Consider the following 22,679-nt stretch of genomic DNA (forward strand, 5'->3'; position numbering starts at 1 on the left):
TGGTGAAATGGTGTTTAACATAGAGGAAGAATTAAAAAAACTGCCGTCACAGCCGGGCGTATACATCATGCATGACAGTAAGGATGAGATCATCTATGTGGGAAAGGCAATCAGCCTGAAAAACCGGGTCCGCCAATACTTTCAGAGCAGCCGGAATAAGACTGCTAAGATCGAGCAGATGGTGTCCAGAATCGCCAGATTTGAATACATTATCACGGATTCGGAACTGGAAGCGTTGGTTTTGGAATGCAATCTGATTAAAGAGCACCGTCCGCGCTACAATACCATGCTGAAGGATGACAAGAGTTACCCCTATATTAAGGTGACGGTTAACGAAGAATTTCCCAGGGTGCTGTTTGCCAGGGAGATGAAGAAGGATAAAAATAAGTATTTCGGCCCCTATACCAGCGCAGGAGCGGTGAAGGATACCATAGATCTGATCCATAAGATTTACAGGATAAGGACCTGCAACAGAAATCTTCCCAAGGATATAGGAAAAGACCGTCCCTGCCTGAACTACCACATCAAACAGTGCGATGCTCCGTGCCAGGGATATATAAGCAGGGAAGAATATGCAAAATCCATAGGGCAGGCGCTGGATTTCTTAAACGGCCAGTACGGCCCGGTGATAAAATCTTTGGAGCAGAAGATGCAGGCGGCATCAGATGAACTGGATTTTGAAAAGGCAATCGAATACCGGGAGCTGTTAAACAGCGTGAAGCAGATTGCACAGAAGCAGAAAATTACCAGCAGCAGTATGGAAGACCGGGATATTATCGCCATGGCAAAGGATGAGAAGGATGCGGTGGTGCAGGTGTTTTTCGTCAGGGACGGCCGCCTGATCGGCCGGGAGCATTTTCACGTGACTGTGGCTACGGCGGAGGATTCCAAACAAATCCTGACCAGTTTTGTGAAGCAGTTCTATGCCGGAACCCCGTTTGTTCCCAGGGAATTATGGGTTCAGACGGAGCTGGAGGACAGTGGGGTGATCTCGGAATGGCTGAGCGCTAAACGGGGGCAGAAGGTAAGGATCACCGTGCCGCAGAAAGGCCAGAAAGAGCGCTTAGTTGAGCTGGCGGAGAAAAATGCGGCTCTTGTGCTGTCGCAGGATAAAGAAAAGATCAAGCGGGAAGAGTTAAGAACGAGAGGCGCCATGAACCAGGTGGGAGAATGGCTGGGGCTGACCGGGATCAGAAGAATCGAAGCCTTCGATATCTCCAATACCAGCGGTATCGAATCCGTAGGTTCCATGATCGTATATGAGGACGGAAAACCAAAGCGGAACGATTACCGGAAATTTAAGATCAAATGGGTCAAGGGCCCCAATGATTACGCTTCCATGAAAGAGGTGCTGACAAGAAGGTTCAGTCACGGACTGGAGGAAGCGGATCTTTTAAAGGAAAAAGGCATGGATGAATCCTTTGGAAGCTTTACCAGATTTCCGGATCTGATCATGATGGACGGCGGAAAAGGCCAGGTAAATGTGGCGTTGGAGGTTCTGAATGAGCTGAAATTGTCCATTCCGGTCTGCGGTATGGTAAAGGATGACAACCACCGGACCAGAGGATTGTATTATCAGAATGTGGAGATCCCCATCGATAAACACTCGGAGGGCTTCCGGCTGATCACCAGGATTCAGGATGAAGCCCACAGATTTGCCATTGAGTATCACAGAAGTCTGAGAAATAAAGGCCAGGTGAAATCTATTCTGGATGATATTTCGGGAATTGGACCTACCAGAAGAAAGGCTCTGATGCGCCAGTTTAAATCCATAGAGGCGGTAAAAGAAGCCACGCTTGAAGAGCTGGCAGGCGCTCCGGGCATGAACCGGCAGGCGGCCCAAAGCGTTTATGATTTCTTCCATTAAGGAACAGGTAATGACAAGCGGATAAATTTGTGTTAGTATGTAACTGTTTAGTAGGTCTGTGTTTTTACATTAGTATTAAAAAATACTTGTTAGAAGGAGAATGATATCATGCATGGTGTCACCATTAAAGAATTAATTGAAAAGATGAATTTGAAAAATACAACGCCGGAGATCGATACGGAAAAGATTGTATTATCCCATCCGGATGTAAACAGGCCCGCGCTGCAGCTGGCCGGATTTTTCGATCATTTTGACAAAGAGAGGGTGCAGATCATCGGATATGTGGAGCAGGAGTATATAAAGACCCTGACTCTGGAGCGTAAGAAGGAGATGTACAATAAGCTTCTCGCAAGCAAAGTACCCTGCCTGGTGTACAGCCGCGGGCAGATGCCGGATGAAGATATGATTGCCCTTTGTACTTATTATGATGTGCCGTGTCTGGTGTCTGAAAAATCCACATCAGATCTGATGGCAGAGGTGATTCGCTGGCTGAAAGTGAAACTGGCTCCGTGTATCAGCATTCACGGCGTGCTGGTGGACGTATTCGGCGAAGGCGTTTTGATCATGGGAGAAAGCGGCATCGGCAAGAGCGAGGCGGCTTTGGAACTGATTAAACGCGGACACCGTCTTGTAACGGACGATGTGGTGGAGATCCGCAAAGTCAGCGATGAGACTTTGATCGGAAGCGCGCCTGATATTACAAAACATTTTATCGAGCTGCGCGGTATCGGAATTATCGACGTAAAAGCCTTATTCGGTGTGGAAAGCGTGAAGGACACCCAGTCCATCGATATGGTAATCAAACTGGAAGACTGGAATAAGGATAAGGAATATGACCGCCTTGGTCTGGAAGACCAGTATACGGAATTTTTAGGCAATAAAGTGGTCTGCCATTCCATCCCGATCCGTCCGGGCAGAAATTTAGCGATTATCGTGGAATCTGCCGCTGTTAACTACAGGCAGAAAAAGATGGGCTACAATGCAGCCCAGGAGCTTTACAAACGAGTACAGGCGAATTTGTCTAGAAAAAATGATTAGTCTGAGGTAAGGAATTTATGGATGTATTTCATTCAAAACTGGTGGAAGCAGCGGGTGCTGAGTCTGTAAAAACGCAGGAGATGATGAAGAATCACACCACCTTCCGTGTGGGCGGCCCTGCTTCCTGGTATGTGACACCTAGTGATGAAGCCGCGCTGTCCGGCGTGGTGAGCCTGTGCAAAGCGGAACATGTGCCTTATTATATTATTGGAAATGGAAGCAACCTTTTAGTGGGTGATTTGGGTTATGACGGCGTGATCATCTCCATGAGCGAAAACTGGAATTACTGCAGAGTGGAAGGAAAGCGGATTACGGCCGGAGCAGGAACCCTGCTTTCCAAAATCGCCAAATCCGCTCTGGAAGCGTCTTTAACCGGTTTTGAATTTGCCGCAGGAATCCCGGGAACTCTGGGAGGAGCGGTGGTTATGAACGCCGGAGCCTATGGCTCTGAGATGAAATGCGTGCTGGAATCGGCGCGCGTGCTGACCGGGGAAGGGGAAATCAGAAACCTCTCCCTTAAAGAACTGGAACTGGGATACCGGAAAAGCTGCATTCCTTCCAATGGATATATTGTGCTGGAAGCGGTCATACTGCTGGAACCAGGGGACAAGGAAGCGGTCAGGGAGAAGATGGATGAGCTGGCCAGACAGAGGCGTGAGAAACAGCCTTTGGAATATCCAAGCGCCGGAAGCACGTTTAAAAGGCCGGCCGGATATTTTGCGGGCAAACTGATTCAGGATTCCGGCCTTCGCGGATTCCGGTCAGGGGGGGCCCAGGTATCGGAAAAACACTGTGGTTTTGTGATCAACAGGGATCATGCCACGGCGTCTGACGTTGTAAACCTTTGCCGACAGGTGCAGGAGAGGGTAAAGGATAATTTCGGCGTGGATTTGGAAATGGAAGTTAAAATGATTGGGAAATTTTAATATTTGCGGAGGATAAAACGGTGAAACTGGTAATAGTGACTGGAATGTCGGGAGCGGGAAAGACCATTGCGCTCAAAATGCTGGAAGATATCGGATTTTACTGCGTGGATAATCTTCCCATACCGCTGATGGAAAAATTTGCCGAGCTGACTGTGATGAATTTCGGCGGGCACAGCAAAGCCGCTCTTGGCATTGATATCAGGAGCGGGGAGGAACTTTCAAAGCTTAATCAGGTCATGTCAGGATGGAAAAGGAATAAACTGCCGTTTGAAATCCTGTTTCTGGACGCCAGCGACCAGGTTTTAATTAAGCGTTACAAAGAAACCAGGCGGTCTCATCCTTTGGCCGGTTCCGGCCGGATCGACAGGGGGATCGAAAAAGAGCGGGATAAGCTGGCTTTTTTAAAGGAGCGGGCGGACTATATCATCGATACCAGCCAGCTGCTCACAAAGGAGCTCAGGCAGGAGCTGGAGAAGATTTTTGTAGATGACCAGAAGTATAACAATTTATTTGTAACCGTCCTGTCCTTTGGATTTAAATACGGTATTCCTTCGGATGCGGATCTGGTATTCGACGTCCGTTTTCTTCCCAATCCCTACTATGTAGAGGCGCTCCGTCCCAAAACGGGCAACGACAGTGAGGTCAGGGATTTTGTGATGCAGGGAGGAACTGCGGAACAATTTTTAAAGAAGCTGTTTGACATGCTGGACTTTCTGCTTCCCAATTATGTGCTGGAGGGGAAAAACCAGCTGGTGATTGCAGTCGGCTGCACCGGTGGAAAGCACAGATCGGTTACGGTTGCCAATGCGGTATATGCCCACCTGAGCAGCCAGGAAGAGCTGGGGGTTAAGATTGAACACCGGGATATAGAAAAAGATAGTAAACTGAAAAAATAGAAGGCAGGCAGTTAAAACAGGCCCTCTTTTATGAATATCAGCCGCCGGGGCGGGGAAATCGAGGTTCGTATGTCATTTTCATCCAGGGTAAAAGATGAACTTTCCAGACAGCAGAGCGCTGCAAGGCATTGTAAAATAGCGGAAATTGCCGCAATTATCAGCCTTTGCGGGAAAATTATGATCTCGGAACACGATCATTTCTGCATAAAAATTCAAACAGAAAATGTGGCAGTTGCAAGAAAGTACTTTACATTATTGAAAAAAACATTTAATATAAGTACTGATGTCTCGATTCGGCGCAGTACATACCAGAAAAAAAACATCACGTATGTGATTGTAATAAAAAAGCATGAGGATGCGCTGCGGGTACTGCAGGCGACCAGAATCCTGGATTCTCATGGAGAGATTGGGGAAAACCTTTCTCTGGTAGGCAATCTGGTGATACAGCAGTCCTGCTGCAGGAGAGCATTTATCAGAGGCGCGTTCCTCGCATCGGGTTCCATCAGCGATCCGGAAAAATTTTACCATTTTGAGATCGTCTGTGCTGCAAGGCCCAAGGCGGAACAGCTGAAGAACATGATCGCAACCTTTGGATTAGACGCTAAGATTGTGGTCAGGAAAAAATATTATGTAGTTTACATTAAAGAAGGAAGTCAGATTGTGGACATCCTGAACGTGATGGAGGCGCCCATATCCCTTATGGAGCTTGAGAATATCAGGATCTTAAAGGAGATGCGCAACAGTGTGAACCGACAGGTGAACTGTGAAACCGCCAACATCAATAAGACGGTATCAGCTGCTGTGAAGCAGATTGAAGATATAACCTATATCAAAGATACAATTGGCTTTGACGGACTGCCGGAAAATCTGGAGCAGATGGCACGGCTGCGCCTTTTAAGGCCGGATGCAACTTTAAAAGAGCTAGGGGAGGCTCTTGACCCTCCTGTTGGAAAATCAGGAGTGAATCACCGACTTAGAAAGCTTAGTACTTTAGCAGAAGAATTGCGCGAGAAAAGTATGAGCAGAGAGCATGAGGAGGATAATTATGTTGAAAAAAACAATAACAATTGAATTGGCATCAGGTTTGGAAGCAAGACCGGTAGCAATGCTGGTACAGGTATCCAGTCAGTATGAGAGCAGCATTTATGTGGAGTGCGGAGACAAACGCGTGAATGCAAAGAGCATCATGGGCATGATGACATTAGGACTTGCGGCAGGAGAAGAGATAACGATCAGCGCGGACGGTTCAGACGAAGAGCAGGCTGTTTCTGATATTGAAAAATATTTAAAGAGCAACTAGTGGCAGAAGAAGGAGGCACGCGGGCAGCGTGCCTTTTATATTTCTGTGATTTATGATATACTGGTTTCAGATTTTAACAAAGGAGAGAATTACATGGCATTTACCCATTTACATGTCCATACGGAATACAGTTTGTTGGATGGCTCCAGTAAGATTAAGGAACTGACGGCCAGGGCAAAGGAACTTGGCATGGACAGTATTGCGATTACCGATCATGGAGTCATGTATGGAGTAATCGATTTTTACCGAGCGGCCAGGGATGTGGGGATAAAACCTATCATCGGCTGTGAGGTCTATGTTGCGCCCAACAGCCGGTTTGACCGTGAGACGGTCCATGGAGAAGACCGGTATTATCATCTGGTGCTTCTGGCGGAGAACAACGTAGGATACCAGAACCTGATGAAGATCGTTTCCAAGGGTTTTGTGGATGGATTTTATTATAAACCGAGGGTGGATTTTGAGGTACTTTCCCAGTACCATGAGGGAATTATCGCCCTCAGCGCCTGTCTGGCCGGTGAAGTCCAAAGGCTGTTGGAACGAGGAATGTATGAAGAGGCGAAAAAATGCGCCCTTCGCCATGAAGAGCTGTTCGGCAAGGGAAATTATTATTTAGAGCTGCAGGATCATGGAATTCCGGCTCAGAAATCTGTCAATCAGGGGCTTTTGAGAATGAGTAAGGAACTGAACATCCCCCTTGTTGCAACAAACGATGTTCATTATACCTTTGCGGAAGACGCGGCGCCTCATGATATTCTTCTCTGTATCCAGACCGGAAAAAAGGTGACGGATGAAAACAGAATGAGGTATGAAGGCGGCCAGTATTTCTGTAAATCGGAAGACGAGATGAAGCAGCTGTTTCCCTATGCTTTGGAAGCGCTGGAAAACACCCATAAGATCGCGGAGCGTTGTAACGTGGAGATCGAATTCGGCGTTACCAAGCTGCCCAAGTATGATGTGCCGGAAGGATATGATTCCTGGTCTTACCTGAATAAGCTTTGCGACGACGGCATGAAAAAACGGTATCCTGATGATGACGGAACCCTGAAAGAACGGCTGGAATACGAACTGGATGTCATTCATACCATGGGATATGTGGATTATTTCCTGATCGTATGGGATTTCATTCATTTTGCCAAGTCTCACGATATCATCGTGGGGCCGGGAAGAGGATCGGCGGCCGGAAGCATCGTTTCCTACTGCCTGGAGATCACGGATATCGATCCGATCCGCTATAACCTGCTGTTCGAACGTTTCTTAAACCCGGAACGTGTATCCATGCCGGATATCGATATCGATTTCTGCTTCGAACGGAGGCAGGAAGTGATCGACTATGTGGTGGAGAAGTACGGAAAAGAACAGGTGGTTCAGATCGTGACCTTCGGTACTCTGGCTGCCAAGGGTGTGGTCCGGGATGTGGGCCGGGCATTAGACATGCCCTATGCCCGGTGCGACGCCATCGCCAAGATGATACCGGGCGATCTGGGAATGACTCTGGAAAAGGCGCTGAAACAGAGCCCGGACCTGAGAAAGGCTTATAATGAAGACGGAGAGGTTAAATACCTGATCGATATGTCCATGCGTCTGGAAGGACTTCCAAGACATACGTCCATGCATGCGGCAGGAGTTGTTATCAGCCGGACTTCCGTGGACAATTACGTTCCCCTTTCCAGAGCGGCGGACGGTTCTATCACAACCCAGTTTACCATGACCACATTGGAGGAACTGGGGCTTTTGAAGATGGATTTTCTGGGTCTTAGAACCCTGACCGTAATCCAGAATGCGGTCCGCCAGGCTGAAAAGAATCATGGGATTACAATTGATCTCAACAAGATCGATTACAATGATAAAAAAGTATTGGAATCCATCGGAACAGGTAAAAACGTGGGCGTGTTCCAGCTGGAAAGCGGCGGGATGAAGGGCTTTATGAAAGAGCTGAAGCCGGAGAATCTGGAAGATATCATCGCCGGAATCTCTCTGTACCGCCCGGGCCCCATGGATTTTATTCCCAAATATCTTCAGGGAAAGAACGACAGAAAGTCGATAACCTATGACTGCCCTCAGCTGGAACCGATTTTAGGCCCTACTTACGGCTGTATCGTCTATCAGGAACAGGTTATGCAGATCGTCCGGGACCTGGCCGGTTATACCATGGGACGAAGCGATCTGGTACGAAGAGCCATGTCCAAGAAGAAATCTTCCGTCATGGAAAAAGAGCGGAAGAACTTCGTATACGGCAATGAGGAAGAGGGCGTAAAAGGCTGTGTGAACAACGGCATTGATGAGAAGGTTGCCAATACCATCTATGATGAGATGATTGACTTCGCAAAATATGCGTTTAATAAGTCTCATGCCGCCTGCTATGCTGTGGTGTCCTATCAGACCGCCTATTTGAAATACTACTATACAAAAGAATTTATGGCGGCTCTTATGACTTCGGTTATGGATAATGTGACCAAGATTTCGGAGTATATCCTGACCTGCCGCCAGATGGGAATCAACATCCTGCCGCCTGATATCAATGAAGGAGAGAGCGGCTTTTCCGTGTCGGGAGATTCCATCCGATACGGTTTGTCCGCCATTAAGAGCGTTGGAAAATCAGTGGTCGAGATGATTATCAGGGAGAGGGAACAGAATGGAACGTTTTCTTCCATGGAGGATTTTATCGACCGAATGAGCAATAAAGAGGTCAATAAGCGTACCTTGGAGAACTTTATCAAGTCCGGCGCTCTCGATACTCTGCCGGGTACGAGAAAACAGAAGCTTTTAGTTGCTCCGGCGCTGCTTGACCAGAAGAATAAGGAGAGGAAGAGCAGCTTAGAGGGCCAGATGACGCTGTTCGATTTTGCTCCCGAGGAAGAGAAAGAGAGCTTTCAGATCACATTTCCCAATGTGGGTGAATTTCCAAAGGAAGAGCTGCTGGCATTTGAAAAAGAGACGCTGGGGATCTATGTAAGCGGACATCCTATGGAAGCTTATGAAGAGACCTGGAGGAAAAATATTACGGCCATGGCCACTGACTTTATTGTGGATGAAGAAACGGAACATGCCAGGGTAAGAGACGGCGCCAAGGTTATCATTGGAGGTATGATAACCGGCAAAACGGTAAAGACTACAAGAACGAATCAGATGATGGCATTTATCACTCTTGAAGACCTGGTGGGATCGGTGGAAGTCATCATTTTCCCAAGGGATTACGAAAGCAAGAGAGAACTTTTTACGGAAGAGGCCAAGGTGTTTATCCAGGGCCGCGCGTCCATCGGCGAGGAACCGGTGGGCAAGGTGATCTGCGAGCGCGTGATTCCATTTTCCAGCATTCCCCGCGAACTTTGGCTGAAATACCCGGATAAAGAGGCATTTACGGCAGGAGAACAGGAGCTTTTAGAGATGCTTAAAATGTCGGAAGGGAACGACAGCGTGGTCATCTATCTGGAAAAAGAGAAGGCCAGAAAGGTGCTTCCGGCGAACCAGAATGTGTCGGCTGATTCAGAACTGTTGACAGTATTAACGGAAAAACTTGGTGAAAATAATGTCAAAGTTGTAGAAAAAGCTATTGAAAAGATGGTGAAAATGAATTAGAATAGGGATTGTATGAAAAAAAGTACGTAAGTAAAATATAAGTTAAATGGTACGCACATTCAGGGAGGTAATTTGATATGGCAAAGGCAGTAAAGACAATCGGTGTGTTGACTAGTGGTGGAGATGCGCCTGGAATGAATGCAGCTATCCGTTCAGTAGTAAGAGTAGCAATTGGAAAAGGAATGAAAGTTAAGGGCATTATGCGCGGCTATGCAGGACTTTTGCAGGAAGAGATTGTAGACATGGAGAGCTCCAGCGTTTCCGATATTATCCACCGCGGCGGAACTATTCTTTACACGGCCAGATGTTCCGAATTTACAACGCCGGAAGGACAAAAAAAGGGTGCGGAGATCTGCAAAAAGCATGGAATAGACGGAGTTGTCGTTATCGGCGGCGACGGTTCATTCAGAGGTGCAGGCAAGTTATCCGCTCTCGGAGTCAACACAATAGGTCTTCCGGGAACCATCGATCTCGATATCGCATGTACCGATTATACCATCGGTTTTGATACGGCTGTCAATACGGCGATGGAAGCAATTGATAAGGTGCGTGACACTTCTACATCCCATGAGCGCTGCAGCATTATTGAGGTTATGGGACGTAACGCAGGATATATCGCATTGTGGTGCGGATTCGCCAACGGCGCAGAGGACATTCTTCTTCCGGAGCGTTACGACGGCGATGAGCAGAAACTGATTAACCGCATTATTGAGAACAGAAAACGGGGAAAGAAACACAACATCATCATCAATGCGGAGGGAATCGGACATTCCGCTTCCATGGCAAGAAGAATTGAAGCGGCAACCGGCATAGAGACGAGAGCCACGATTCTGGGCCACATGCAGCGAGGCGGCGCTCCAACCTGTAAGGACAGGGTATACGCTTCCATCATGGGAGCAAAAGCGGTGGAACTCCTTGCGGAAGGCAAGAGCAACCGCGTGGTGGGATATAAACACGGTGAGTTCATGGATTTCGATATTCAGGATGCTCTGGCTATGAAGAAGGATATCCCGGAAGATCAGTACGAGATCAGCAAGATGTTAATCAGATAAGAACAGTAAAAGAAAGGTTCTCTATACGGACCTTTCTTTTCTGTCAATTTGGAAAGGAAAGGGATATGGAAGACAGGACGATTCTGTGCGGGGCGAACGCTTATACGCAGAAATATTATTTTAATGAGGAATTTTCCGGACTTCCGGAGAGCATTAAGAAAGAGCTTCAGATTATGTGCGTCTGGTTCGTTCAGGAGGTGGGAGGAATTTTCACCATGGAGTTCGGAGAAGACGGAACCCTGGAATTCAAAACGGAATCCAATGAATATGACGGAACCATCGATGAGATCGGCAGCGTGTTGAAAATCAAACAATTTCAGCTGGAACGGCAGGAATTGCTGGAATCGCTGGAACTCTATTATAAAGTATTTTATCTGGGAGAAGATATAGGATGAGCGGAGAATTATGAAGCTGACAATCGGTAATGTGACGTTGGATAATAACGTGATACTGGCGCCTATGGCAGGAGTAACCGACCTGCCATTTCGCTTGCTGTGCAAGGAGCAGGGATGCGGCCTTGTCTGTACGGAGATGGTGAGCGCCAAGGCTATTTTATATAAAAACAGGAATACGAACGCACTTTTGGAAGTGAAGGATCAGGAACGTCCGGTATCGGTCCAGCTGTTTGGCTCCGATCCGGATATATTGGGCAGGATCGCCCATCAGATTGAGGACGGCCCCTTTGATATCATCGATCTGAACATGGGGTGCCCGGTTCCTAAGGTTGTGAACAACCAGGAAGGTTCCGCTCTCATGAAGAATCCCAAGCTGGTGGAGCAGATTCTCAGCTCCATGGTAAAGGCGGTGAAGAAGCCGGTAACGGTAAAATTCAGAAAAGGATTCGACGAAGACCATGTGAATGCGGTCGAGATCGCCAAGATTGCAGAAAGCTGCGGAGTTGCTGCCGTGGCGGTTCACGGACGGACGAGAGAGCAGTTTTATTCGGGAAAGGCCGACTGGGACATTATAAGGAAGGTAAAAGAGGCGGTGAAGATTCCGGTGATTGGAAACGGAGATATCTTCACGCCGGAAGACGCCAAAGCCATGATGGACCAGACGGGATGCGACGGACTGATGGTGGCCCGGGGCGCAAAGGGAAATCCCTGGATCTTTACCAGAATCAATCACTATCTGGATACAGGTGAACTTCTGTCTCCTCCGGGTCTGGAGGAAATCAAACGCATGATCATCCGCCATGGAGAACTTCAGATGCAGATTAAGGGCGAGGTGATCGGCATGCGGGAGATGCGCAAGCATATGGCCTGGTATACCAGCGGCCTTCCCCATTCGGCAGCGGTGAGAAATGAGATCAACCAGGTGGAGACGCTGGAGGGGTTAAAGAAGCTGATGGATGAGCGATTTTAAGATTATAGAAAATGAGGAATCACAGGGATACTATTCTTGACAATCGTAAGGGTTTAAGATATAATACTTTGAATGCGAGAGGGCGAGTAAATTTAAGGAAGGAAGCAGTATAATGGCAGAGAAAAAAAACATTTTAACATATGCGGGATTGAAACAGTATGAAGACGAACTTCAGAACCTGAAAGTAGTAAAACGTAAGGAAGTTGCGGAGAAGATCAAGGAAGCAAGAGAACAGGGCGACTTGTCTGAGAACGCGGAATACGATGCTGCAAAGGACGAACAGCGCGATATCGAACTTCGTATTGAAGAGCTGGAAAAACTGCTGAAGAACGCAGAAGTTGTAGTTGAAGAAGAGATCGATTTAGACAAGATCAACATCGGCTGTAAAGTTAAGGTTTATGAAGTGGATTTCGATGAAGAGATGGAATTCAAGATCGTAGGATCTACAGAAGCCAACAGCCTTCAGAATAAAATTTCCAATGAGTCTCCTGTGGGCAAAGCCCTGATCGGCAGAAAAGTCGGCGACGTTGTGGACGTTGAGACCCAGGTGGGAACCATTCAGTACAAGGTACTGGAGATTCAGAGAGTTTCTTAATCTCTGATAAGAAAAAGCTTGAACGAAAAGAAGAGGAGTGGAAACAGTGGCAGAGCAGAATCAGAACCAGCAGGCGAACCAGGCGGAAGATATTAACCACCTGTTAAAGGTGCGCCGTGAGAAACTGGCAGAATTGCAGGAAGCAGGAAAAGATCCGTTTCAGATAACAAAGTACGATGTAACGGTACACAGCACGGATGTAAAAGATAATTTCGAAGAGTGGGACGGCAAGGAAGTATCCATAGCAGGGCGTATGATGTCCAAACGTGTTATGGGTAAGGCTTCTTTCTGCAACGTTCAGGATTTGAAAGGCAATATTCAGTCTTATGTAGCCCGTGACAGCATCGGGGAAGACGACTATAAGGATTTCAAGAAGATGGATATCGGCGATATCGTGGGCATTAAGGGAACTGTGTTCAAGACGAAGACAGGCGAGATTTCCATTCATGCAACCGCAGTTATTCTGTTGTCTAAGAGCCTTCAGATTCTTCCTGAGAAGTTCCACGGACTTACCAATACGGATATCCGTTACAGACAGCGTTATGTGGATCTGATCATGAATGCAGATGTAAAGGACACGTTTATTAAACGTTCCAAGATTCTGGCTGCTATCCGTAAATATTTAGGCGGAGAGGGCTTCATGGAAGTGGAGACTCCTATGCTTGTATCCAACGCAGGAGGAGCTGCGGCGAGACCGTTTGAAACTCATTTTAACGCGTTAGACGAGGATTTAAAACTGCGCATCTCTCTGGAATTATATTTGAAGAGACTGATTGTAGGCGGCATGGAGAGAGTTTATGAGATCGGCCGCGTATTCCGTAATGAAGGTCTGGATACCAGACATAATCCGGAATTCACATTGATGGAGCTTTATCAGGCTTATACCGATTATCACGGTATGATGGATCTGACAGAGAACCTGTACCGTTTCGTGGCTCAGGAAGTGCTTGGAACCACAACCATCTCTTACAACGGCATTGAGATGGATCTTGGAAAACCATTTGAACGCATCACCATGGTGGATGCTGTTAAGAAATATTCAGGCGTGGACTTCAATGAAATTCACACCTTAGAAGAAGCCAGAGCAATTGCGAAGGAAAAAGGTGTGGAATTTGAGGAACGCCACAAAAAGGGCGATATTCTCAGTTTATTCTTCGAGGAATTTGCAGAAGAGCATTTGATTCAGCCTACCTTTGTTATGGATCATCCGATTGAGATTTCTCCTCTTACCAAGAAGAAACCGGAAAATCCTGAATATGTGGAGCGTTTTGAGTTCTTTATGAACGGTTGGGAGATGGCTAATGCTTACTCCGAGTTAAATGATCCTATCGATCAGAGAGAGCGTTTCCAGGCCCAGGAAGAACTTCTGGCCCAGGGCGACGAGGAAGCCAACCATACGGATGAAGATTTCCTGAACGCATTGGAGATCGGTATGCCTCCGACTGGCGGAATTGGATTCGGTATCGACAGAATGTGCATGCTGCTGACCAATTCGGCTGCAATCCGCGATGTGCTGCTGTTCCCGACCATGAAGTCACTTGGCGGTTCCGGCGACACCAGGAAAGCGGATACAGCTTCCTGCCAGAATGCTGCATCTTCTGAAACTGCTGCGGAGAAAGTCCAGGAAACCATTGATTTTTCTAAGGTTAAGATCGAACCTCTGTTTGAGGAAATGGTTGATTTTGAGACATTTGCAAAGTCCGATTTCCGGGCTGTAAAGGTTAAGGACTGCGTTGCGGTACCAAAAAGCAAGAAGCTTCTTCAGTTTACATTAGATGACGGAAGCGGCACGGACCGCACGATTTTAAGCGGTATTCACGAGTATTACGAGCCGGAAGAACTGATTGGTAAGACGGCTATCGCTATTGTTAATCTGCCGCCCAGAAAGATGATGGGCATTGATTCCTGTGGAATGCTGATTTCAGCGGTTCACGAGGAAGACGGTAAAGAGGGATTGAATCTGCTTATGGTTGATGCCCGCATTCCGGCAGGTGCGAAATTGTATTAAGAGGCTGTAGGTTAGCCTTAGAGAATAGGAAACAGGTATCTGATGAATGAGATGTATGGTTCATCAGATACCTGTTTTTTGTGTATTGCTGCCTGATCGTGTTGTCCTAGGAGTTACGGCTGTACATACTCAGTCGGAAATAAAATCGAGTACAAAGGAATCGGGAACAGTATCCGGCATGGAATCCAAAACTTTGTCAGCGATGACCCGGGCTTTTGCCAGAGCATCGTCCAATATGTTTCTGTTCAAAAAACGTTCAAATTTGCTGATAATGATGTAGTCCGGAATCTCGTCATAACCAATGCTGGAAAAAAGGCCGGATTCCTTATTCAGAATCAATGTCTTTTCAAAATTATAGGGCACATATTTCCCGTAAAGCAGGAACAGGTCATCGTTGACCGGGAAATTATGGGTTTCTGCCAGCTGGTACAGGCTGGTATTGGGACGTTTCTCCAATTTTTGAAAGAAGATATCATTTTTTAAACTGTCCACATAAAGGCGGTGGTATTTGCCGCTGAGCAGATATAAGGTATTTACCCGGGTGCACAAAGAGGTGTGAATCAGAGGATCTTCGTGGTTGGGATAAAACTTGTCGCAGCAATGGCTGCTGTAGCTGAAAAGCATGTCGAGTATCAGTCCGGCCAGTTCCTGTTTGGAGTGAAAGAAGTGGTTAACAAGGCCTAGACTGACGGAGGCCTGTTCCGATATCTGCCGGATCGTAGTTGTTTCATAGCCCTGCTGGAGAAAAAGGCGGTGCGAGGTCTGGAAGATATCCTGATATTTTTCATTTTTCATTATAAAAATTCCTTTCAAATAAAATTGTCTATTGACATTTTACGGTAAAGTGATTATACTTTAAAGCAATAAATTGAACATGTTCAAAAACGAAGAACACGTCGGCTTAAATTGGATGAATTACCTGATAGTGGTATGATAACATAATGTAGGATAAAAAGGCAAGCCGATATTTCCAACGATGGAAAGCAGACCAAAAAGGCTGAGTCTGCATTTTTTATAACCATTATTGAACATGTTCAATGATAAAAGGGAAAGGAGCCAATATGGGAAAGTACATTGTAAAAAGGATTTTATGGATGATTCCGGTCATCATCGGAATATCATTCATACTCTATTCCATTTTGGAGATTACGCCGGGTGACCCGGTGGTTATGATTCTGGGAGAAAATGCTCCACAGGATAAGGTGGATCTCTTACGCGAGCAGATGGGGTTAAACAAGCCGTTTCTTCAGCGGTATATCAACTATGTGCTGGGAGCGCTTCACGGAGATTTCGGAAGTTCATACAGAACAAGGCTTCCGGCATTTCAGGAGATCATCGCCAGATTTCCGACTACGCTGAAACTGACGGTGGGAGGGATTTCTCTTGTGATTCTGATGGGAATACCGCTGGGAATTATTGCGGCAATCCGGCAGTATTCGGTGTTTGACAATGTAAGCATGGTGGGTGCGCTGATTCTAAACTCCATGCCGGGATTCTGGTTAGGAATCATGCTGACTCTGCTGTTTTCCGTGAAGCTGGGCCTTTTGCCGGCTACGGGGGTGAGCAGTTGGAAATCATTTATTCTGCCCTGTGTGACATTGGCGGCCGGGATGATGGCCTCGGTCGTTCGTATGACCCGATCCAATATGCTGGAGGTGATCCGTCAGGAATACATAACGACAGCCAGAGCGAAAGGTTCGTCGGAGAAACGGATTATCATGCATCATGCTCTCCGCAATGCGCTGCTTCCGATCGTGACGATTATTGGACTTAATTTCAGCAGTTTGTTGGGAGGAACATTGATTATCGAGACGGTGTTTAACATACCGGGGCTGGGGGCGCTGATGATAACGGCAGTCCGGTCCAAGGATGTGCCTCTGGTTATGTCGGGAGTATTGTTTGTGGCTTTATTAGGCGGATTTATCAACTTGTTTGTAGACATTCTGTATGTATTTATCGATCCGAGGCTGAAATCCCAGTTTGTTAAAGGAAGAAGGTGATGGAGATGGGAAAGAATAAAAAGGTCTTGGCAGAAGCGGGCCGGATGTATCAAAAGGGACAGTGGAGCATGGTCTGGCACCGGTTTCGAAAAAATAAAAGCGCTATGCTGGGATTAATCTTGCTGATTATGCTGGTGGTAGTTGCGCTGTCCGCCGTATTTCTTGTAAATTACCAGACCGATGTGGTTGGTATGGATATGGCAAACAGGATGCAGTCGCCAAGCAGCAGCCACATTTTAGGAACCGATCATTATGGGCGCGATATTTTCGCCCGGATTATCTATGGAGCCAGAATTTCGCTGTCCATGGCGGTTATTATCATATTGGTTTCATTTACGGCAGGCGGAGCTATCGGAGCCGTAGCCGGATACTTTGGCGGCTGGGTGGATAATATTCTGATGAGGATTATGGATGTTTTTTATGCGATCCCATTTAACCTGTTTGCGATCTGCGTTGTCGCTGCGCTGGGAGGCGGTACGTTCAATTTGATCATGGCAATGTCCATAGCCCTGATCCCCATGTTTTCCAGAATTGTCCGATCTGCGGTGCTTCCGATCTGCGGGCAGGAATATATTGAGTCGGCCAGGGCCTGTGGAACCTCTCATTTCCGGATCATTGTAAAGCACGTGATTCCCAATGCCATCGGGCCGATTATCGTACACGCCACACTGAATATTGCAGATACTATCAAGGCGATTGCAGGTTTGAGCTTTATCGGACTCGGGATTGCAGCCCCTCTGCCGGAATGGGGAGCCATGCTGACGGAAGGGAAAAATTATATTCGGGAATATCCATATCTGGTTGTCGTACCAGGAGTTGCAATTATGATTGCCGCAATGAGTTTTAACCTGATCGGCGATGGCCTGCGTGACGCTCTGGACCCAAGACTGAAGAATTAGGGAGGGGCTTATGAAAGAAGAGAAGCAGAGAGAAATATTACTGAAAATAGACGATTTAAATGTAGTGTATGAAAATGATACCGAAACCGTACATGCGGTAAACGGTTTAAGCCTGACCCTGGGCAGGAAGGAAACGTTGGGACTTGTAGGTGAAACAGGGGCAGGAAAAACCACCACGGCATTGAGCATCATGGGTCTTCTCCCTAAGAAAATCGGTAAATGCAATTCAGGAACCATCACATTTGAGGGTAAAAATCTTCTTGACATGGATCAAAAGGAGCTGATGGGCATCCGCGGAGAGAAGATATCCATGATCTTTCAGGACCCTATGACCAGCTTAAATCCGGTCCTCACGGTGGGAGAGCAGGTGAGAGAAGCTCTGGAATTACATAACGAGGCCAACCGTACAAAGGAAGAAATGGAAGCCAGAGTGGACGAGATGTTCGAGCTGGTGGGAATCTCAAAAGAGAGAAAACAGGAATATCCCCATCAGTTTTCCGGCGGAATGAAACAGAGGGTGGTAATCGCCATGGCTTTGGCCTGTAGCCCGGAACTTCTGATTGCAGATGAGCCTACAACCGCCTTAGATGTGACAATACAGGCCCAGGTATTAAATATGATGACCAAGCTGAAGGAAGAACTGGGGACGTCCATGATTATGATCACCCATGATCTTGGGATTGTGGCGGAAACCTGTGACTATGTAAATGTTGTCTATGCCGGAACGGTTGTGGAAAGCGGCACCGTGGAAGATATTTTTGAAGGCGAGCACCATCACCCATATACGGATGGGCTGTTCCATTCCCTGCCGGACTTGGAAAAAGCGCAGAAAAGGCTGACGCCCATTCAGGGATTGATACCAGATCCGACCAATCTGCCGAAAGGGTGCCCATTCCATCCCAGATGTCCGCAGTGTATGGACGTGTGCAGGGAGCATGAACCACAGGAGGTACATTTGAATACCCAGACCATCCGGTGCCATTTATATCGACAGGAGGAAGCGCAATGGAGCCATTGATAGAGATTAAGGGACTGAAAAAATATTTTAAGACTCCGGCCGGACTTCTTCATGCGGTGGACGATGTGAACCTTTCCATCGCAAAAGGAGAGACTCTTGGGATCGTAGGGGAAAGCGGATGCGGAAAATCCACTTTGGGCCGGGTAATTATAAAGCTTTTGGAGCCGACGGAGGGAAGCATTCTCTTTGAAGGAACCGACATAGCCGGAATGAAAAACCGGCAGCTCAAGGAATTCAGAAAGGATGCACAGATTATTTTCCAGGACCCATATGCAAGTTTGAATCCCAGAATGAGTGTGTTTGATCTGATTGCGGAGCCGATGATCGTTAATCATATCGGAAAGTCCAAGAGCGAGCTGCGGGACCGGGTTCTGGAGCTGATGGAGACTGTGGGCTTAGCGCCCAGACTCGCATCTGCCTATCCTCATGAATTAGATGGCGGAAGACGACAGAGAATCGGAGTGGCTCATGCTCTGGCCGTAAATCCTAAATTTATTGTCTGTGATGAGCCGGTTTCGGCGCTGGACGTTTCCATTCAGGCCCAGATTTTGAATCTGCTGATGGACCTGCAGGAAAAGAGGAATCTGACCTATCTGTTTATTACCCATGATCTGTCGGTGGTAAAGCATATTTCTAATGAAATTGCGGTTATGTATCTGGGGCAGTGCGTGGAAAAGGCTTCGGCGGAGGAATTGTTTATCAATCCGCTACATCCATATACAAAGGCCCTTTTGGAGGCAATCCCTGTGCCGAATTTGAAGAACAGGGGAAAGGCAAGAGAGGTTTTGACAGGTGAGGTGACAAACCCCATCAACCCGGGAATCGGCTGCCGTTTTGCACCGAGATGCCGGTATGCCAGTGAACAGTGTATAAACAGCAGCATCCGTCTGAAGGAACAGTCCAAAGGACATCAGGTTGCCTGCATTTTATATTAACCACTTTGAAGGAGGATAAGAGGATGAAAAAAACAAAGAAAGCAGCAGTATTGGCTTTGGCAGCGGCGGTGATTTTGTCGGCCTGCGGCGGCAGTCAAACATCAGGTGGAAGCGCCGCCCAGACAGAGGGAGGCGGCGGAGGAAAAGATTCCATTAATATAGAAATCAGTTCCGACCCATCCGTGTTATGTGGTGGATTTGCGGCCAACTCAACGGTAAATCTGGTATCAGACCAGGTATTTGACCGGCTGCTGGAGAGCAATGGGGACGGAACCTTTACGCCGAAACTGGCGACAGAGTGGAAGTATGACGACAACGGCAAGGACATCATTTTTACCCTGCGTGAAGGCGTAAAATTCCATAATGGAGAGACAATGACTGCCGATGATGTGGTATTTTCTTATAACACCGTTATTAATGATGCCTATGCCACCACGGCTACCTCGCCTATGGATCATATGGAAAAGGTGGATGATACTCACGTAAAGCTGGTATTTAAACTGGTATACGGGCCGGCATTGGAAGCGGCCGCTACTTCCTATATGTGTGTGTTTCCGCAGGCTTACTATGAACAGGACCCTGATGCATTTTTAAGAAATCCAATAGGAACCGGCGCTTATCAGTTTGTGGAGTGGGTGAGCGGGGACCGCATTGTCCTGACCAGAAATGAGGATTATTTTGACGGTGCTGCTCCAATTAAAGACGTAACCTATAAGGTTTATCTGGATTCCAGTGTGGCTGCCATCGCATTGGAGAACGGGGAAATCGATGTGCTGACAAATCCGACTCAGACAGACCGTTCCAATCTGATGAACCATGAAGGGCTGGTTTATGAAGAGACGGAATCCGCTATGGTTACATGGGCATTCTTTAACTGCGAAGGAAGATTTGGCGACCAAAAGCTGAGAGAAGCGTTCCACTATGCGATTGACAGGGAGGCAGTGCTTCAGGGAGCTGCGGAAGGCGTCGGCAAAGTGGCTAATTCCATGTTCCCTAATTTCCTTCCGGGAAGCGATCCGGATTACCAGATCAGCCATCCATACAATCCGGAAAAAGCCAAGGAGCTTCTGGCTGAGGCCGGATATGGGGATGGACTGGAAATCACAGTCAAAACGAGAGAATCCGCCAATTATTACAGACCTATGGAGATTATGCAGGCCCAGCTGGCTCAGGTTGGCGTGACAATGAATATCGAACGGATGGAATCGAATGCATGGTCAAATGACGTGCTGAGACGTTCTGATTTTGAATTTAACCTGATCGCCACAACCTTAGGATTCCCGGATTTTGACGAGCGTTACGCGTTGGTTGTCAGCGGACAGCCTCAAAACTTCTATCACATTGCCGATCCGGAACTGGACGCGGCATTTGAAACAAACAGAAGCAGCACTGACCCGGAGGAACGAATCCAGGCGTGTCATGATATGATTCGCATTATGGATGAGCACTGTTTGATCCTGCCTCTGTTTGCCAACATGAGAGGCATTGCATACAAAGAAGGTTTGGAAGGAATTAAGCCGAACCCTTATTACAGCTATAAGATTGACCAATGGTCATGGGGAAATTAAGATATGCAGTAATTTTATCCTGTAACGGGATAATGAATGAAAATAGAGAAGGAGTAAAAGATGGAGAAACGTTATTTAATTCGTATGAACAATTCAGAGGACTGGTTAAGACATTGGGACGAGGGTACCCAGGTAGTAAATGATTTTATTCTGCCGAGAGGGCCTTATGAGAAGGATGAGATGAGCGATACCATCTATCATAAGGATGCGGAAGTACCTTATCATCAGCATGAAAAGGGCTTCGAGACATTTATGATTGCCAAAGGAAGCGTCGAATGTGTGATCCGTGGAAAACATTTTATAGCCAATGCGGGGGATATCCTTCATATCGCTCCATATACGCCTCACGGATTCCGTTTTTTAGAGGAAGGAACAATCTGGAGAGAGTTATTCCAGGAAATTAATATGGCTCAGGGAATCATGAATAAGAATACGGTAAAAGGAAATTACCCGGAATATATGGACAGCCCGGAATTTATGGAAGTTTACCGGAACGGCCGCAAGGCGCTTCAGAGAGAAACACCGGCTCCGGTTGATGTGGAAAAAGAAAAGGTTCATGAAGTCCGTACTCCGGAATTTGCGTTTTCCCATTATAAAGGGGATGGCTATGACCTGAAATTAAAGGTAGGAAAATGGGAAACCAATGGAGTGAAAGAAGTATGGCAGGCGAAATTAGAGAAGGGGATCAATATAGAGTACGATTATCCTCACTGCAATTGGGAACTCTACTACATTACAAAGGGCGCAGTTCAGTTCACAATTTTGGATGAGACCTTTACAGCCGGCCCGGACTGTCTGGTACATATCCCTCCATTTCATAAGCACAGCATTAAGGTGCTGGAGGATACGGAGATGTTTGACTATGGCGGGGAGATGGATTTGATGGCGCTTTTGGAAGATTATGAGTCCATCAAAAAATATAGCCCTGAAAAATTAGACGATCAGGAATTTATGACTTCCTTCCTTCGTAAGTATAAATGCTTTGTTACAAACTTTTATTTAGTTAAGTAAGGTACGCCGAAAAGAAGGGGAAACCTGGGCGGGCGGCGGAAATGGAAACAGATAGGGGATTCGGGTTACGACCCTAAGTAATACTAGGACGCCAAGAGCGGAAAAAGGCAGCGCGGCGCCATTCACGATGAACTCTTTATGACTTCATCGTTCAGTGGCGCCTCAAATACTGATTCGGAATTCAGTATTTGTCTGCCTTTTTCCGCTCTTGCCGACCAAGTATCACTAAGGGTCTGCACACGATCCCCTATCTGTTTCCATTTCCGCCGCCCGCCCAGGTTTCCCCTTCTTTCCGGCTGTTGCTTGGCTAGCTGAGGATAAAAGATTTGGCGGATGAGAGGGTAAAATTTTACATCAGTCGTTAAGTCTTTTTCAGAAATGACTTCACGATTTAATGTAAAGGGTGAGGTCTTTTCGTGAAATGCCTTGACGTTTATAATAAAAACCCGAAGGCTTTTCTGAGAATTCTGTGGCGATCCATGTAAATTGGCTTCTATATAAATACCGATACAATAACATTGTTTTTAACCAGGCTAGCGAAAACCAGCACAGAACCAGGAAGCGGAGCCGGAAGGAAACGATCAGAGAGGGAACCGGGCCGGGGAAGCAAGATACGGACAAATGG

19 protein-coding genes are annotated in these 22,679 nt (G+C 47.0%); 18 read left to right on the top strand and 1 reads right to left on the bottom strand.

Annotated elements, in window-relative coordinates:
• Positions 1-7 precede the first annotated feature (7 nt).
• The 12 genes from uvrC to lysS all read left to right on the top strand — a co-directional run bounded on the left by uvrC (position 8) and on the right by lysS (position 14,623).
• Positions 8-1,867 carry an excinuclease ABC subunit UvrC gene (gene uvrC / locus C0033_RS03135; protein ID WP_347501019.1) on the top strand — a complete coding sequence of 620 codons (1,860 nt, stop codon included), beginning with the start codon at positions 8-10 and terminating at the stop codon, positions 1,865-1,867.
• A gap of 108 nt (positions 1,868-1,975) precedes the next feature.
• Positions 1,976-2,905 (top strand): HPr(Ser) kinase/phosphatase, encoded by a 930-nt coding sequence (hprK, locus tag C0033_RS03140; RefSeq protein WP_103226397.1) that lies wholly within the window; start codon positions 1,976-1,978, stop codon positions 2,903-2,905.
• Between the two features lie 17 nt (positions 2,906-2,922).
• Positions 2,923-3,831, top strand: a complete 909-nt coding sequence (murB, locus tag C0033_RS03145) for a UDP-N-acetylmuramate dehydrogenase (protein WP_103226398.1) — start codon at positions 2,923-2,925, stop codon at positions 3,829-3,831.
• A gap of 20 nt (positions 3,832-3,851) precedes the next feature.
• A complete protein-coding gene (rapZ, locus tag C0033_RS03150) occupies positions 3,852-4,727 on the top strand; it encodes an RNase adapter RapZ (protein ID WP_103226399.1) in 876 nt (291 codons plus the stop codon).
• Positions 4,728-4,796: 69 nt separating this feature from the next.
• A complete protein-coding gene (gene whiA / locus C0033_RS03155; protein ID WP_103226484.1) occupies positions 4,797-5,798 on the top strand; it encodes a DNA-binding protein WhiA in 1,002 nt (333 codons plus the stop codon).
• Entirely contained in the window at positions 5,773-6,027 is a 255-nt protein-coding gene (locus C0033_RS03160) for an HPr family phosphocarrier protein (protein ID WP_103226400.1), read from the top strand. The genes whiA and C0033_RS03160 overlap by 26 nt, the downstream gene beginning before the upstream one ends.
• Positions 6,028-6,120: 93 nt before the next feature.
• Entirely contained in the window at positions 6,121-9,603 is a 3,483-nt protein-coding gene (locus tag C0033_RS03165) for a DNA polymerase III subunit alpha (protein ID WP_103226485.1), read from the top strand.
• Positions 9,604-9,680: 77 nt separating this feature from the next.
• Positions 9,681-10,655 carry a 6-phosphofructokinase gene (pfkA, locus tag C0033_RS03170; RefSeq protein WP_103226401.1) on the top strand — a complete coding sequence of 325 codons (975 nt, stop codon included), beginning with the start codon at positions 9,681-9,683 and terminating at the stop codon, positions 10,653-10,655.
• A gap of 65 nt (positions 10,656-10,720) precedes the next feature.
• Positions 10,721-11,050, top strand: a complete 330-nt coding sequence (locus C0033_RS03175; RefSeq protein ID WP_103226402.1) for a DUF6145 family protein — start codon at positions 10,721-10,723, stop codon at positions 11,048-11,050.
• A 10-nt stretch (positions 11,051-11,060) separates the two neighbouring features.
• Entirely contained in the window at positions 11,061-12,020 is a 960-nt protein-coding gene (gene dusB, locus C0033_RS03180; protein ID WP_103226403.1) for a tRNA dihydrouridine synthase DusB, read from the top strand.
• A gap of 112 nt (positions 12,021-12,132) precedes the next feature.
• Entirely contained in the window at positions 12,133-12,615 is a 483-nt protein-coding gene (gene greA / locus C0033_RS03185) for a transcription elongation factor GreA (RefSeq protein ID WP_103226404.1), read from the top strand.
• Positions 12,616-12,661: 46 nt separating this feature from the next.
• The gene (gene lysS / locus C0033_RS03190; RefSeq protein WP_103226405.1) at positions 12,662-14,623 is read left to right on the top strand and encodes a lysine--tRNA ligase; all 1,962 of its coding nucleotides are present in this window, start codon (positions 12,662-12,664) and stop codon (positions 14,621-14,623) included.
• 129 nt (positions 14,624-14,752) lie between these two features.
• On the opposite strand, the gene C0033_RS03195 is transcribed toward lysS, so the two are convergent.
• Complete coding sequence (locus C0033_RS03195) at positions 14,753-15,418, bottom strand: helix-turn-helix domain-containing protein (RefSeq protein WP_103226406.1); 666 nt, start codon at positions 15,416-15,418, stop codon at positions 14,753-14,755.
• 266 nt (positions 15,419-15,684) lie between these two features.
• Between C0033_RS03195 and C0033_RS03200 the strand changes: the two genes are divergently transcribed.
• Genes C0033_RS03200 through C0033_RS03225 form a run of 6 tightly spaced genes read left to right on the top strand, consistent with a single transcriptional unit; the run spans position 15,685 to position 22,054 of the window.
• Positions 15,685-16,623 (top strand): ABC transporter permease, encoded by a 939-nt coding sequence (locus C0033_RS03200; protein WP_103226407.1) that lies wholly within the window; start codon positions 15,685-15,687, stop codon positions 16,621-16,623.
• Between the two features lie 5 nt (positions 16,624-16,628).
• Complete coding sequence (locus C0033_RS03205; RefSeq protein WP_103226486.1) at positions 16,629-17,522, top strand: ABC transporter permease; 894 nt, start codon at positions 16,629-16,631, stop codon at positions 17,520-17,522.
• Positions 17,523-17,532: 10 nt separating this feature from the next.
• On the top strand, positions 17,533-18,540 hold the full coding sequence (locus C0033_RS03210; protein WP_103226408.1) for an ABC transporter ATP-binding protein: 1,008 nt from the start codon (positions 17,533-17,535) through the stop codon (positions 18,538-18,540).
• Positions 18,528-19,475 (top strand): ABC transporter ATP-binding protein, encoded by a 948-nt coding sequence (locus C0033_RS03215; protein WP_103226409.1) that lies wholly within the window; start codon positions 18,528-18,530, stop codon positions 19,473-19,475. The genes C0033_RS03210 and C0033_RS03215 overlap by 13 nt, the downstream gene beginning before the upstream one ends.
• Positions 19,476-19,498: 23 nt before the next feature.
• Entirely contained in the window at positions 19,499-21,043 is a 1,545-nt protein-coding gene (locus C0033_RS03220; protein WP_103226410.1) for an ABC transporter substrate-binding protein, read from the top strand.
• A 60-nt stretch (positions 21,044-21,103) separates the two neighbouring features.
• Positions 21,104-22,054, top strand: a complete 951-nt coding sequence (locus tag C0033_RS03225; RefSeq protein WP_103226411.1) for a cupin domain-containing protein — start codon at positions 21,104-21,106, stop codon at positions 22,052-22,054.
• Positions 22,055-22,679: the final 625 nt, after the last annotated feature.

It is taken from the genome of Clostridium sp. chh4-2 (genome assembly GCF_002899675.1).
Taxonomy (GTDB): Bacteria; Bacillota; Clostridia; order Lachnospirales; family Lachnospiraceae; genus CHH4-2.

Bases quoted from the DNA above. Each gene is read 5' to 3' on its own strand.
- uvrC (WP_347501019.1), top strand. From the start codon at position 8: ATGGTGTTTAACATAGAGGAAGAATTAAAAAAACTGCCGTCACAGCCG.
- hprK (WP_103226397.1), top strand. From the start codon at position 1,976: ATGCATGGTGTCACCATTAAAGAATTAATTGAAAAGATGAATTTGAAA.
- murB (WP_103226398.1), top strand. From the start codon at position 2,923: ATGGATGTATTTCATTCAAAACTGGTGGAAGCAGCGGGTGCTGAGTCT.
- whiA (WP_103226484.1), top strand. From the start codon at position 4,797: ATGTCATTTTCATCCAGGGTAAAAGATGAACTTTCCAGACAGCAGAGC.
- C0033_RS03160 (WP_103226400.1), top strand. From the start codon at position 5,773: ATGTTGAAAAAAACAATAACAATTGAATTGGCATCAGGTTTGGAAGCA.
- C0033_RS03165 (WP_103226485.1), top strand. From the start codon at position 6,121: ATGGCATTTACCCATTTACATGTCCATACGGAATACAGTTTGTTGGAT.
- pfkA (WP_103226401.1), top strand. From the start codon at position 9,681: ATGGCAAAGGCAGTAAAGACAATCGGTGTGTTGACTAGTGGTGGAGAT.
- C0033_RS03175 (WP_103226402.1), top strand. From the start codon at position 10,721: ATGGAAGACAGGACGATTCTGTGCGGGGCGAACGCTTATACGCAGAAA.
- dusB (WP_103226403.1), top strand. From the start codon at position 11,061: ATGAAGCTGACAATCGGTAATGTGACGTTGGATAATAACGTGATACTG.
- greA (WP_103226404.1), top strand. From the start codon at position 12,133: ATGGCAGAGAAAAAAAACATTTTAACATATGCGGGATTGAAACAGTAT.
- C0033_RS03195 (WP_103226406.1), bottom strand. From the start codon at position 15,418: ATGAAAAATGAAAAATATCAGGATATCTTCCAGACCTCGCACCGCCTT.
- C0033_RS03200 (WP_103226407.1), top strand. From the start codon at position 15,685: ATGGGAAAGTACATTGTAAAAAGGATTTTATGGATGATTCCGGTCATC.
- C0033_RS03205 (WP_103226486.1), top strand. From the start codon at position 16,629: ATGGGAAAGAATAAAAAGGTCTTGGCAGAAGCGGGCCGGATGTATCAA.
- C0033_RS03210 (WP_103226408.1), top strand. From the start codon at position 17,533: ATGAAAGAAGAGAAGCAGAGAGAAATATTACTGAAAATAGACGATTTA.
- C0033_RS03215 (WP_103226409.1), top strand. From the start codon at position 18,528: ATGGAGCCATTGATAGAGATTAAGGGACTGAAAAAATATTTTAAGACT.
- C0033_RS03220 (WP_103226410.1), top strand. From the start codon at position 19,499: ATGAAAAAAACAAAGAAAGCAGCAGTATTGGCTTTGGCAGCGGCGGTG.
- C0033_RS03225 (WP_103226411.1), top strand. From the start codon at position 21,104: ATGGAGAAACGTTATTTAATTCGTATGAACAATTCAGAGGACTGGTTA.